This window comes from Williamsia sp. MIQD14 (genome assembly GCF_051025635.1).
In the GTDB taxonomy this organism is placed as follows: Bacteria; Actinomycetota; Actinomycetes; order Mycobacteriales; family Mycobacteriaceae; genus Williamsia_A.
Window position 1 is genome coordinate 284,607 of record NZ_JBPFDG010000001.1, and the last position, 12,588, is coordinate 297,194.

11 protein-coding genes are annotated in these 12,588 nt (G+C 70.2%); 2 read left to right on the plus strand and 9 right to left on the minus strand.

Annotated elements, in window-relative coordinates; genetic code table 11:
• Positions 1-53 precede the first annotated feature (53 nt).
• Positions 54-1,208 (plus strand): glycosyltransferase, encoded by a 1,155-nt coding sequence (locus tag ACQ7HM_RS01045; RefSeq protein ID WP_434214392.1) that lies wholly within the window; start codon positions 54-56, stop codon positions 1,206-1,208.
• Here the strand turns inward: ACQ7HM_RS01045 and ACQ7HM_RS01050 are convergent.
• The 9 genes from ACQ7HM_RS01050 to ACQ7HM_RS01090 all read right to left on the minus strand — a co-directional run bounded on the left by ACQ7HM_RS01050 (position 1,165) and on the right by ACQ7HM_RS01090 (position 12,121).
• Positions 1,165-1,758: a TetR/AcrR family transcriptional regulator gene (locus ACQ7HM_RS01050; protein WP_434214393.1), complete on the minus strand. Its 594-nt coding sequence runs from the start codon at positions 1,756-1,758 to the stop codon at positions 1,165-1,167. The genes ACQ7HM_RS01045 and ACQ7HM_RS01050 overlap by 44 nt on opposite strands.
• A complete protein-coding gene (locus ACQ7HM_RS01055) occupies positions 1,755-2,555 on the minus strand; it encodes an enoyl-CoA hydratase family protein (RefSeq protein ID WP_434214394.1) in 801 nt (266 codons plus the stop codon). The genes ACQ7HM_RS01050 and ACQ7HM_RS01055 overlap by 4 nt, the downstream gene beginning before the upstream one ends.
• A 5-nt stretch (positions 2,556-2,560) precedes the next feature.
• Positions 2,561-3,760, minus strand: a complete 1,200-nt coding sequence (locus ACQ7HM_RS01060) for an acyl-CoA dehydrogenase family protein (RefSeq protein WP_434214395.1) — start codon at positions 3,758-3,760, stop codon at positions 2,561-2,563.
• Positions 3,757-5,817: an acetyl/propionyl/methylcrotonyl-CoA carboxylase subunit alpha gene (locus ACQ7HM_RS01065; protein WP_434214396.1), complete on the minus strand. Its 2,061-nt coding sequence runs from the start codon at positions 5,815-5,817 to the stop codon at positions 3,757-3,759. The genes ACQ7HM_RS01060 and ACQ7HM_RS01065 overlap by 4 nt, the downstream gene beginning before the upstream one ends.
• Positions 5,818-5,825: 8 nt before the next feature.
• Positions 5,826-7,424, minus strand: coding sequence for an acyl-CoA carboxylase subunit beta (locus ACQ7HM_RS01070; protein WP_434214397.1), 1,599 nt, complete (start codon positions 7,422-7,424; stop codon positions 5,826-5,828).
• A gap of 13 nt (positions 7,425-7,437) precedes the next feature.
• Positions 7,438-8,598, minus strand: coding sequence for an acyl-CoA dehydrogenase family protein (locus ACQ7HM_RS01075; protein ID WP_434214398.1), 1,161 nt, complete (start codon positions 8,596-8,598; stop codon positions 7,438-7,440).
• On the minus strand, positions 8,599-10,317 hold the full coding sequence (locus ACQ7HM_RS01080) for an acyclic terpene utilization AtuA family protein (RefSeq protein WP_434214399.1): 1,719 nt from the start codon (positions 10,315-10,317) through the stop codon (positions 8,599-8,601).
• A complete protein-coding gene (locus ACQ7HM_RS01085) occupies positions 10,314-11,126 on the minus strand; it encodes a TIGR03084 family metal-binding protein (protein ID WP_434214400.1) in 813 nt (270 codons plus the stop codon). Before ACQ7HM_RS01085 ends, ACQ7HM_RS01080 begins: the two co-directional genes overlap by 4 nt.
• Positions 11,127-11,197: 71 nt before the next feature.
• Complete coding sequence (locus tag ACQ7HM_RS01090) at positions 11,198-12,121, minus strand: PaaI family thioesterase (RefSeq protein ID WP_434214401.1); 924 nt, start codon at positions 12,119-12,121, stop codon at positions 11,198-11,200.
• Between the two features lie 52 nt (positions 12,122-12,173).
• Between ACQ7HM_RS01090 and ACQ7HM_RS01095 the strand changes: the two genes are divergently transcribed.
• Positions 12,174-12,563 carry a hypothetical protein gene (locus tag ACQ7HM_RS01095; RefSeq protein ID WP_434214402.1) on the plus strand — a complete coding sequence of 130 codons (390 nt, stop codon included), beginning with the start codon at positions 12,174-12,176 and terminating at the stop codon, positions 12,561-12,563.
• Positions 12,564-12,588: the final 25 nt, after the last annotated feature.

Consider the following 12,588-nt stretch of genomic DNA (forward strand, 5'->3'; position numbering starts at 1 on the left):
ACCACCGGGCGCGGGAGGCCCGCTGCCATTTAGTGCCGCTAAGCTTTCACGTCATGCGGATCCTGTTCTCGTCACTCGAGGCCTACGGGCACACCTTTCCGCTCGTCCCGTTGGCCCTCGCTGCGCAGGGAGCAGGCCACACCGTGCACTGGGCAGTCGGGGAACGGCTGCATCCCGCGCTGGCCGAGCAGGGCTTCACGCCCTGGGCGGCGGGTATGTCCATCCGCGCCGCGTTCGAACGCGCCGTGGCCGAGGACGCCTCGGTGACGTCCGTCGAACAGGTGAAGGCCGACACCGTGGCCCACCGTCACGTGACCCGCCGGGCGTTCACCGAGCTGATCCCCCGGTCGTTCGAGACCGATCTGGCGCCGGTGATCGACCGGGTCGCGCCCGACCTGATCGTGGCGGAGTCCGCGGCCATCGGCGCCGTCACCGCCGCGCAGACCGCGGGAATCGACGTGGTGACGCACGGTGTCGGCCGCGGGTTCGCCTTCGACCACGACACCCCCGAGGTCGCCCTCCTCGACATCTGCCCACCCTCGCTCCAGCACCCCGACGTGCTGGCGCGTCGCGGCCGTGTCCCGTTGCGCCCCATCGCGTTCGCCGCCGACGGCCCGTTGCCGCCGATCGTCCTCGACGGTGACGATCACCGGCCGCTCGTCTACGTCACCCTCGGCACCGAGTTCGGCGATGCCCGCGTGCTCGGCGAGGTGGCCACCGGCATCGCGTCGCTGGGCACCCGCGTCCTCATCGCACTGGGCCCGTCGGTACCGGTCGACGCGCTGGGTCCGCTGCCCGAGGGCATCGCCGTTGAGCCGTGGGTCCCCCAGGCCGCGGTGCTGCACCACGCGTCGGCGATCGTGCACCACGGTGGGTCGGGCACCACGCTGGCCGCCCTCGCCGCAGGCCTCCCGCAACTGCTGCTGCCGCAGGGGGCCGATCAGTTCGACAACGCCGCCGCACTCGCCGACGCCGGTCTCGCAACACAGCTGATCGGTGAGCGGGCCCATCCGGAATCCGTCCGAGCCGCCGTCGGTGCGCTTCTCGCGCCGACCGTCACCGCGGCGCAGCGTCGACGCGCGATGGTCACCGAGATCGAGTCGATGCCGTCGCCGGACACCGTCGTCGCCGATCTCCGCCACCTGGCGGAGCCTGTCGCCGACCTCAGTTCAGCGCTGCAGCAAGGACTTCCGACCACGTCGCGATGACCTGCTTGCGTCGCGCCGAGTCGTCGGAGAGCGTGTCGGCCAGGCCGAGACCGCGCGCCATGTCGAGGGTGGCCTGCACCAGCCGGTGCACGGCAGGATCGGCGGAACCACCCACCAGCGACTGCATCGTGAGCCGGTGTGCGGCACGGGCGAAGCGGCGTTCCATCGGCAGGATCGTCTCGCGCAGCGCGGGATCGGACGCCGCCGCACTCCACACCTGCAGCAGCGCCTTGAACTGCGTACCGGTGTAGACCTCCACGGCGCGAGTCACCACGGCCTCGACACGCCCCGGGCCCTCGGGCAGCGTCTCCTCGCCGTCAGCCGCGCGCGTCGTCAACTCGTCGAACGTCTGCTCCAGGGTCGCGATCACCAGCGATTCCCGCGTCGGGAAGTGATGCTGTGCCGCGCCGCGCGACACCCCGGCCCGTTCGGCGATCACCGACACGGTCGCCGCGGCCCACCCGTCCGACGCCAGCACGTCGATCGTCGAGGCGATCAGGCGCTCCCGGGTGGCGCGCGACCGATCCTGTTGCGGCAGTCGGCTGTTCACGACACGGCCGGGTCGAGCACCCACCGGGGCGGACGCTTCTCGAGGAACGCCGACATGCCCTCGCGGGCCTCGTCGGAGGCGAACAACTCCGCCGACTCGGTGCGTCGCTGCTCGGCGTAGCGCTCGAACAGCTCGATCACCACGCTGTTGACGACCTTCTTCGACTCCCGCAGGCCCTGCGGCGACGCCTTGGCGATGTCGGCGGTCAGCCGACCCACCGTCGTCGCGACAGCATCGGCGTCACCCTCGGCGACGGTCACCAGACCGATGTCGGCGGCCTCGCGCGGCCCGAACTTCTCGCCGGTGAGGAAGTAGCGGCTCGCGGCGCGCGAATCCATCTTCGTGAGCAGGGTCAGCGAGATCATCGACGGCGCGAGCCCCAACCGTGCCTCAGTCAGCGCGAACGTCGTCGCGGGACCGACGACGACGATGTCGCACGCCCCCACGATCCCCAGACCGCCTGCCCGTACATGGCCGTCGATCCGGGCGATCACGGGTTTCGTCGAGGTGATGATCGCCCGGAGGATGGCGATCATCGCTTCGGTGCCCGCCGCCGACGCCTCCTGCGGGGAGAGTCCCGAGGACATCGCCGCCGAGAGATCGGCCCCCGCACAGAAGGTCCCACCGGTGTGGGTGAGCACCACCGACCGCACCGACGGGTCGGTGTCGACGGCCGCGAGATGCTCCCTCAGCTGCCCGGTCAGCGCCGGCGACAACGCGTTCCGGTTGCCGGGCGAGTCCAGGGCGAGGGTGGCGACACCGGACTCGTCGGATCGGGTGACGACGATCTCGGACACGGCGCTCAGTACGACTTCGGCAGACCCAGGCTGGTCTGCGCGACGAAGTTGAGGACCATCTCGCGACTCACCGGGGCCACGCGGGCGACACGGCACAGGTTGAGCAGCGGCGCGATGCCGTACTCGGTCGACAACCCGTTGCCACCCATGGACTGCACCGCCTGGTCGACGATCTTCACGCAGGCCTCGGCCGCGGCGTACTTGCTCATGTTGGCCGGCTCCGCGGCGCCCCAGTCATCCCCGGCGTCGTACATGGTGGCTGCCTTCTGCATCATGAGCTTCGCCATCTCGAGCTCGATCTTGCCCTGCGCCAACGGATGTGCGATCGCCTGGTGCGCGCCGATGGGGGTCTTCCACACCGTGCGGTTGTTCACGTAGTCGACGGCCTTGCCCAGTGCGAAGCGGGCCATGCCTATGGCCGAGGCGGCGGCCATGATGCGTTCGGGGTTGAGACCGGCGAACAACTGTCCCAGCGCGGCGTCCTCCGAGCCGACGAGCGCATCCGACGGCAGCCGGACGTCGTCGAGGAACAGCTGGAACTGCTTCTCGGGGTTGATCAGCTCCATCGCGATCTGCTTGTACTCGAAGTTCTCGGCGTCGGTCGGCACGATGAACAGGGCGGGCTTCAGCTTGCCGGTCTTCGCGTCCTCGGTGCGCGCGACGATGAGCACCGCATCGGCCTGGTCGACCCCGGAGATCCACACCTTGCGGCCCGTCAGCAGCCAGTCGGACCCGTCGCGACGGGCGGTGGTGGTGATCTGGTGCGAGTTCGATCCCGCCTCGGGCTCGGTGATGCCGAACGCCATGGTGATCGACCCGTCGGAGAGGCCCGGAAGCCACCGCTGCTTCTGGTCGTCGGTGCCGAATCGGGCGATGATGTTGCCGCAGATGGCCGGGGACACGACCATCATGAGCAGTCCGACGCCTGAGGCCGACATCTCCTCCATCACGATGGCGAGCTCGTACATGCCGGCGCCACCGCCGCCGTACTCCTCGGGCAGGTTCACGCCGAGGAAGCCCAGTTGTCCTGCCTCGCGCCACAGTTCGTCGGTCTTCTTCCCCGTCCGGGCGCACTCCATGAAGTACTCCTGGCCGTAGCGCTTGGCCAGGGCCGCCACCGAGGCACGCAACGCGGCACGCTCGGCGGTCTCGACGAACGGGTTGACCGGCGTGGTGTCGGTCGGCGCGTCTGCGAATGTGGTCATGGGGTCTCCTTCGGGTCGGACTGTTCGATACTGCCTGATGCGTCGTGTGCGCGGTCGCCGATCACGGCCAGGACGTCGCCCACGGCGAGTTGTTGGCCGGCGATCACTGCGAGTTCGGTGACGACCCCGTCGGACGGGGCGTGCACGGTGTGTTCCATCTTCATCGCCTCCAGCCACAGCAGCGGCTGGCCCTGCGTCACCTCGTCGCCGACGGCCACCGCGATCCGGATCACCGATCCCGGCATGGGTGCCAGCAGCGAACCCGGTGCACCCACCGCAGACGGGTCGACGAACCGGGGACGGGCGACGAGAGTGACCGACGCCGAGTCGGAGTCGACGAACCACACCGAGCGGCGTTGGGTGTCGGTGTACCGGTCGGCGGTGAACCGCGTGCGGACACCGTCGATCTCGAGGGTCACCGCAAACGGGTGTGCGTCGATCACCGTCACGGTCGGGTCGTCGGGCAGGTCCACGCCGGCGCGGTCGAATCGATACCGCACCTCGATGTCGGCCGCGGTGTCGTCGGCCGGATCGGCGAAACGCTTCACCGCGTGCTGGGAGAACAGGTTCCGCCATCCGGACGGGACCCGTGGCTGCACCGACGCCCGGTCCCGGTTGGCCTGTGCCGCGGCCAGTGTGGCGACGATCGCGGCGTGGCGGACCGCGACGGTGTCGGCGCGGGGACGGGCCAGCACGTCGAGACCGATCGCGTCGATGAAGCCGGTGTCGGTGTCACCGCCGAGGAACTGCGGATGCCGCAGGATCGTCACCAGCAGATCGCGATTGGTGCCCGGTCCGTGCACGCGGGCACGGGCCAGCGCCCCGGCGAGCATGGCACTCGCCCGCCGACGATCGGGGGCCCAGCTGATCACCTTCGCGATCATGGGGTCGTAGAACACCGAGATCTCGCTGCCCGACTCGATGCCGGAGTCGACGCGGACCCCGGGTCGCGTCAGCGGCCCGAAGCGGGAGTCGGCCGGCAGGTCGAGGGAGAACACGGTGCCCGACTGCGGCGCCCATCCGTGGGCAGGATCCTCGGCGTAGAGGCGCGCCTCGATGGCGTGACCGGTGGTGGGCGGCGGCTCGTCGCCGAGTCGCTCCCCCTCGGCGATCCGGATCTGCCACTCCACGAGGTCGAGTCCGGTGGTCGCCTCGGTGACCGGGTGCTCGACCTGCAATCGGGTGTTGGTCTCGAGGAAGTAGAACCGACCGGTCCCGTCGGCGAGGAACTCGACGGTCCCCGCGCCGACGTATCCGATGGCGGTGGCCGCCTGACGCGCCGCGTCGTAGAGCCGGGCCCGCAGATCGCCGCCGATCCGTTCCACGAGAGGCGCGGGGGCCTCCTCGATGATCTTCTGGTGTCGGCGTTGGATCGAGCACTCGCGTTCGCCGACCGCCCACACCCGACCGTGGGTGTCGGCGAGGATCTGCACCTCGATGTGGTGGCCGCGTTCGACGTAGGGCTCGCAGAACACCGTGTCGTCGCCGAACGCCGATGCGGCCTCGCGGGCGGCCCCGGTGAGTTCATCGCTCAGCGCGCCGATGTCGCGGACGATCCGCATGCCGCGCCCACCGCCACCGGCCGAGGCCTTGATGAGGACGGGGAGGTCGGACGGACCGAGCGTGGCGGGGTCGAGATCGCCGAGCACGGGGACACCCGAACCAGCCATGATCTCCTTGGCGTTCACCTTCGATCCCATCGCGGCGATCGACTCCGGCGGCGGCCCGATCCAGGTGAGGCCGGCGTCGATCACCGCGCTCGCGAACGCCGCGTTCTCGGAGAGGAATCCGTATCCGGGGTGGATCGCGTCCGCACCGGCGGCCACGGCGGCGGCGATGATCGCCGCGCCGTCGAGGTAGGTCTGCGCCGAGGTCTCCCCCGGCAACCGGACGGCCCGGTCGGCGGCGGTGACGTGTGGGGCGTCGGCGTCGGGGTCGGAGAACACCGCGACCGTCGACAGACCCATGCGTGCGCAGGTGGCGAACACGCGTCGGGCGATCTCGCCGCGGTTGGCGACGAGCACCGAGGTGATGGGGGCTGGTGTGGGAGAGGTCATCGCGGCGCTCACATCCGGAAGACGCCGAAGCTCGACGTCCCCTCGACCGGCGCGGAGTCGATGGCCGACAACGCGATCCCCAGGATCGTGCGCGTGTCACGGGGGTCGATGACGCCGTCGTCGTAGAGCATGCCCGAGAGGAACGCGGGCACCGACTGCGCCTCGATCTGGGCCTCGATCATCGCCCGCATCCCCTTGTCCGCCTCCTCGTCGACGACGCCGCCGCGGGCCTCCGTCGCCGCCCGCGACACCATCGAGATGACGCCGGAGAGCTGTGCGGCACCCATGACGGCGGATTTCGCACTCGGCCAGGCGAAGAGGAAACGCGGGTTGAACGCCCGTCCACACATGCCGTAGTGACCGGCGCCGTAGCTCGCACCGACCAGCAGCGAGATGTGCGGCACGGTCGAGTTCGACACGGCATTGATCATCATCGATCCGTGTTTGATGATGCCGCCCTGCTCGTACTCCTTGCCCACCATGTACCCGGTGGTGTTGTGCAGGAACAACAACGGCGTGTTCGAACGGTTCGCCAGCTGGATGAACTGGGTCGCCTTCTGCGCCTCGGCGGAGAACAGCACGCCCTGGGCGTTGGCGAGGATGCCGACGGGGTAGCCGTGTACGCGGGCCCATCCGGTGCACAGCGACGACCCGTACTCGGCCTTGAACTCGTCGAAGTCGCTGTCGTCGACGACCCGGGCGATGACCTCGCGGGGGTCGAACGGGATCTTCAGGTCGCCGGGCACGATGCCGACGAGTTCGGAGGGGTCATAGCGGGGTTCGGTCGGTTCGGCGACGGGTCCCGGGCCGGCCTTGCGCCAGTTGAGCCGTCCGACGATGCGCCGTCCGATGCGGATGGCGTCCTGTTCGTCGCGGGCGAAGTAGTCGGCCAGGCCGGACTGCCGGGCGTGCATGCCTGCACCGCCCAGTGATTCGTCGTCGCTGTCCTCACCGGTCGCCATCTTCACCAGTGGTGGACCACCGAGGAACACCTTCGACTGGTTCTCGATCATCACGACGTGATCGGACATGCCCGGCACGTAGGCACCTCCGGCGGTGGAGTTGCCGAACACCAGCGCGATGGTGGGGATGCCCGCCGCGGAGAGCTGTGTGAGGTCGCGGAACATGCGTCCGCCGGGGATGAACACGTCCTTCTGGGTCGGGAGGTCGGCGCCGCCGGACTCGACCAGCGAAATGCACGGGAGGCGGTTCTCCATGGCGATCTCGTTGGCGCGGAATCCCTTGCGCAGGGTCCACGGATTCGACGTGCCACCGCGGACGGTCGGGTCGTTGGCGACGATCATGCACTCGACACCGGCGACGACGCCGATCCCTGTGATGATCGAGGCGCCGACCTGGAAGTCCGATCCGTACGCCGCGAGCGGGCACAGCTCGAGGAAGGCCGAGTCCTCGTCGATGAGCATCTCGATGCGTTCGCGGGCGAGCATCTTCCCGCGCTCGTGGTGGCGGGCGACCTTCTTCGTGCCCCCTCCCTCGAGCGCGGTCGCGAACTCCGCCTCGAGCTCGGCGAGTTTGGTGGCCATGGTGGATGCGGCGTCGGCGTACCCGGGATCGGTGGGGTCGAGCGCGGAACGGAGTGTGGTCACGCCTTGCTGCCCTTCATGCCTGGAAGCCCAGTCGTTTCGCGGCGAGGCCGGTGAGGATCTCGGTGGTACCGCCGCCGATGCCGATGATGCGCATGTCGCGGTACTGCCGCTCGATCTCCGACTCGGCCATGTACCCCAGCCCACCGAAGAGCTGCATCGCCCTGTTGGCCACCCATTCGCCGGTCTCGACGGCGGTGTTCTTGGCGAAGCACACCTCGGCGATGAGGTCGTCGGTGCTGCTGACCTTCCGGTCGACGACGGCGCGGGTGTAGGTGCGGGCGATGTCGATGCGGCGGGCCATCTCGGTCACGCTGTCCTGCACCGACTGTCGGGCGATGAGCGGTTTGCCGAAGGTTTCGCGGGTGCGGACCCATTCGAGGGTGATGTCGAGGCATCGCTGCGCGCTGGCGTACGCCTGCGTGGCGAGCCCGGCGCGCTCGGTGACGAACGCCGCGGCGATCTGGGTGAACCCGCTGTTCTCGGCACCCACCAGGTTGGCCACCGGGACGCGGGCGTCGACGAAGCTGAGTTCGGCGGTGTCCGAGCAGCGCCACCCCATCTTGTCGAGCTTGCGACTGACGGAGAACCCCGGTGTGTCGGTGTCGATCACGAGCAGCGACACACCGCCCGCGCCGGGGCCGCCGGTACGGACCGCGGTGACGATGAAGTCGGCGCGGACCGCGGAGGTGATGTAGGTCTTCGCGCCGTTGACCACGAAGTGGTCACCGTCGCGGACCGCCTTGGTGGTGAGGTGGCCGACGTCGCTGCCGCCGCCGGGTTCGGTGATGGCGAGGCTGCCGATCTTCTCCCCGGCGAGCGTCGGTCGCACCCAGCGGTCGATCTGGTCGGGATCGCCGGCGGCGATGAGGTGGGGCAGGGCGATGCCGTGGGTGAACAGCGAGGCGTAGATGCCCCCGGCGGCACCGCGTTCGTGCAGCACCTCGCCGGCGATGGTCGCGTCGACGAGGTCGCCACCCGATCCGCCCACGGCTTCGGGGAACCCGACGCCGAGCAGGCCGAGCTTGGCTGCCTCGAGGTGCAGTTCGCGCGGGATGAGACCGTCGCGCTCCCAGTCGTTCTGGAACGGGAGGATGTGGCGTTCGACGAATCCGGCGACGGTGCTGCGCAACTCGCGGCGTTCCGGGGTGTCCCAGGCGGGTGTCGCAAGACTCATTCAGATGACCTCGAATCGATCGGGGATGTCGACCACGCGGGCGCGTAGCCATTCGCCGAGACCCTTGCCCTGCGGGTCGAAGCGGACGTTGTCGGCGACGCCGCGACCGAGGATCTCCTCGATCACGAAGTTCACCGCGAGCAGGTTGGGCAGGCGGTACCGGGCGACCCGGAGGTGCTCGGTCTCGGGGAGCAGTCGGCGCAGTTCGTCGACGGTGAGGGTCTCCTCGAGCCATGCGTAGTGCTCGGGATCACGCACCCACACACCGATGTTGGCGCTACCACCCTTGTCGCCACTGCGCGCTCCGGCGATCAGGCCGAGGGGCGCCGGGGTGGTGGGGCCCCAGTCGCGGGCCGGCGACGGCGTCTCGGGTGCGTCCGGGGTCGACGGGCCGCGCAGCGGGCTCGGCTCGATCAGCGTCACCGAGCCGTCGGGCAGGGTCACACGGTGTGTCACGGCATCGGCCGCGACGTACCCCGGCTCGAACACCCCGTAGGGGCTGCCCTTGCCGGGCGGGGTGGTCATGGTGAAACCGGGATAGCTGGCCAGCGCGAGTTCCACTGCGGCGGCCGAGAAGTGGCGGCCGACGACGTCGGCATCGGGGCTCTTGCCGATCACCCGCAGGAGCGCGCTCGACTGTGCCTCGGTGGCACCGTCGGCACGGTCGGTGCGCGACAGCTCCCAGGTGAGGGTCTCGGGTTTCGTCGTCAGCGACGATTCGAACTGTTCGGTGACGAGGCGCGCCTTGGCATCGATGTCGAGGCCGGTGAGGACCATGGTGACCTCGTTGCGGAAACCGGCGAGCATGTTGAGCGACACCTTCAGCGTGTCGGGCGGGGCCTCGCCGCGCACGCCGCTGATACGGACGCGGTCGGCGCCGACCTGCTCGAGGGCGATCGAGTCCATCCGCGTCGTCACGTCGGGTCCGAGGTAGCGAGGGCCGGTGATCTCGTACAGCAGCTGTGCGGTGACGGTCCCGACGGTGACCGCTCCCCCGGTGCCGGGGTGTTTGGTGATGACCGAGCTGCCGTCGGCGGCGATCTCGGCGATGGGGAATCCCGGTCGCGACAGGTCGTCGATCTCGGTGAAGAAGGCGTAGTTGCCGCCCGTGGCCTGGGTTCCGCACTCGATGACGTGCCCGGCGGCGACGGCTCCGGCGAGGGCGTCGAGATCGTCGTGGCCCCACCCGAAGTGGCTGACAGCGGGTCCGACCGCGAGGGAGGCGTCGGTGATGCGTCCGGTGACGACGATGTCGGCGCCGGCGTCGAGGGCCGCGGCGATACCGAAGGCCCCGAGGTAGGCGTTGGCGGTGAGCGGTGTGCCGAGTCCGAGCTCGTCGGCCCGGTCGACGAGGTCGTCGCCGTCGACGTGGGCGATCGCCACGCTCACGCCGAGGTCGGCGGCGAGTTCGCCCAGATCGGCGGCGAGTCCCTTCGGGTTCAGGCCGCCGGCGTTCGCGACGATCCGCACGCCGCGTTCCTGCGCGAGGGCCAGACACTCCCGCATCTGACGCAGGAACGTCGAGGCGTAGCCGCGTGACGGATCGCGCAACCGGTCGCGGCCGAGGATGAGCATGGTCAGTTCGGCGAGGTAGTCACCGGTGACGAAGTCGAGGTCACCGCCGTCGAGCATCTCGCGCATCGCCGAGAAGCGGTCGCCGTAGAAACCCGACGCGTTGCCGATCCGTACCGGCGCGAGGGCATCGTGATGGTCGGTCATCGGTGTCCTGCCGTCGAGGTGGAGCCCCGCGGTGCGCGGCCGGTGCCGGGGGCCCCGGCGAAACACTGTGCGATCTGCGACCATTCGATCGCGTCGGGGCCGGTGACGACGAGGTCGAGATCGTCCGGCGCCCGGCGCTGGGTGACCAGGCGGCAGAAGTCCTCGGCGGGGCCGGTCACGCGGTTGTCGGCGTCGGCCGGTCCCCACTCCCAGATGTCATCGCTGTCGGGTGCGGTGAGTTCGACGCGCAGCGGCGTCGTCGGCGGGGTGCGCCCGTGGAGGATGTAGGCGAAGTCGCGCGTCCGCACCCCGATGTGGGCGACGTTGCGCAGTCGCGACGTCGGCGGGAGTTCGGCGCCGAGGGTGTCGGCGACATCGAGGCCGTGGGCCCAGGTCTCCATGATGCGGGCGGTGGCCATCGACGCTGCCGACATCGGGGGTCCGAACCACGCGAGTCTGGTGCCCTCGGGGACCGACACGAGTGCCTCGGCCACCGTGGCGCGGCCCTCCCGCCAGCGCGCCAGCAGGTCCGCCGGCGGGATCTGCGCGGCCTCGGCGGCTCCGTCGTCGACGAAGTTCGCCGGGTCGTTCGCGGCGACGCCGAGCATGTCGTCGAATCCGCGCGGATCGGTCGCCGACAGTGTGGCCATCCGATCGGTCCACCACAGGTGCCCGACCTGATGGGCGATGGTCCAGCCCTCGGCGGGTGTCGGGGTCGCCCAGTCGGCGCTGTCGAGCCCGGCGACCAGATCGTCCAGCGACGCGGCCTCCGCGGTCATGTCGGCCACGAGGTCGTGCACAACGCTCATGCGTCGAGGGTCACAGGTGTCCCCATAAAAAGCAAGCGCGCTTGCTTGTTTTGTCCCGGGACCGCGCCGGATCAGCCGAAACGCACGTTTGCCGTGGCACTCGCGAGCAGCGTGCCGTCGGCCTGGGTGAACGTCGCCGACACCGCACCGAGGCGCCGCCCGATCCGTTCCGGGCGGGTGGTGACCAGCAGGTCCCCGGCATCCAGAGGTGGCGAGCGGAAGAAGTCGACCGCGAAGTCGCTGACGGTGTGGCTCTGGCCGGGCGCCGTGTGGGCCTGACCGGCCAGCGAGCAGCCCTGCGCGATGATCGCGGCGATGACGCCCCCGTGCATGGTCCCCAGCGGGTTGGCCATCCACGGCGCGGGCGTGCACACCACGCCGGGTCCCGTACCGCGGGCCGGATCGCCCGGCGTGATCGACAGCGACAGCAGTTCGGCGAGCGGACCGGCGGCGAGCCGACCGGCCGCGACGGCCTCGACGACCTGCGCGCCGGTGAGTGCGGGATCGATCCGAGGCGGTACGTCCGACGCGCTGCCCAACGTGTCGGGGACCGGTCGCCCGCCGTCGACGTCGTACGGACTGCGACCGCGGGCGAGCAGCTCCGGATCGAAGACCCGGCCCGTGCGGGCGTTACGGACGAGGACCGATCCGCGCAACCGACCCGCGGAGTCGGTCACCTCGACCGTCGTCAGGCCGAACTGCCCTCCGTCATCCCGCAGCGTCGCCTCGGCGGTCAGCACCCCCTCCGCCTCGATGGGGCCGCCGGCGGTCGCGAACGCCAGGCGGGCCTGCACCACGCCACGATCGGGACCGGTGGCCACCACGAAGGGCCCGCCGCCGACGGTGTCGACCAGGACCGCGTAGGCGGCGAGCTCGACCCGTCCGCGGTGATCGACCAACGTCGGCCCGAGGCGTTGGTGCATCGTCGCGACGGGTCCGGAGGGAGCGTCGCCTCCGACCCCGAAAGCGGCCAGGGCGTCCACGGGCGGTGTCATGGCTACACTCGTATCCCACGGCGGTTCCGTTCGACGATCGGGGAGGTGGCGAATGAGGGAGAGAACACACTCGTTCGCGACCCGCACACCCGTCGCGGCCCTGCCGGCCACGTCGGTGATGGCGACCGCGGTGCTCGCGATCGCCTGGTGGCTGACCATGATCGGGCTCACGACGCCCACGCTGCCCCACATCGCTGTCGCACTGACCTCGGTCGCCCTGGGTGCGGCGGTCGTCATCGTCGCCTCGCACCCGCAGCTGCGATCGTTGTTGTCGCGCTGGGTGTTCCGACAGATCGCGGTCGGCCGACGCATTCCACCTCCGGGCGTCGCCCATCGCTGGTCACGTGCCCATCTCGCGGTCCGCACGCCTGCCTCCCACGAGCTCGCACTCGTGCGTGTGGCTCGTCCCCGCGCGCCCGGCCAGGGGTTCGTCACCGCCTGATCGCGACTCTCGTTGCGTCAGGCGG

Coding starts and splice junctions, on each gene's coding strand:
- ACQ7HM_RS01045 (WP_434214392.1), top strand. CDS start 54: ATGCGGATCCTGTTCTCGTCACTCGAGGCCTACGGGCACACCTTTCCG.
- ACQ7HM_RS01060 (WP_434214395.1), bottom strand. CDS start 3,760: ATGACCACATTCGCAGACGCGCCGACCGACACCACGCCGGTCAACCCG.
- ACQ7HM_RS01065 (WP_434214396.1), bottom strand. CDS start 5,817: ATGACCTCTCCCACACCAGCCCCCATCACCTCGGTGCTCGTCGCCAAC.
- ACQ7HM_RS01075 (WP_434214398.1), bottom strand. CDS start 8,598: ATGAGTCTTGCGACACCCGCCTGGGACACCCCGGAACGCCGCGAGTTG.
- ACQ7HM_RS01080 (WP_434214399.1), bottom strand. CDS start 10,317: ATGACCGACCATCACGATGCCCTCGCGCCGGTACGGATCGGCAACGCG.
- ACQ7HM_RS01085 (WP_434214400.1), bottom strand. CDS start 11,126: ATGAGCGTTGTGCACGACCTCGTGGCCGACATGACCGCGGAGGCCGCG.
- ACQ7HM_RS01090 (WP_434214401.1), bottom strand. CDS start 12,121: ATGACACCGCCCGTGGACGCCCTGGCCGCTTTCGGGGTCGGAGGCGAC.
- ACQ7HM_RS01095 (WP_434214402.1), top strand. CDS start 12,174: ATGAGGGAGAGAACACACTCGTTCGCGACCCGCACACCCGTCGCGGCC.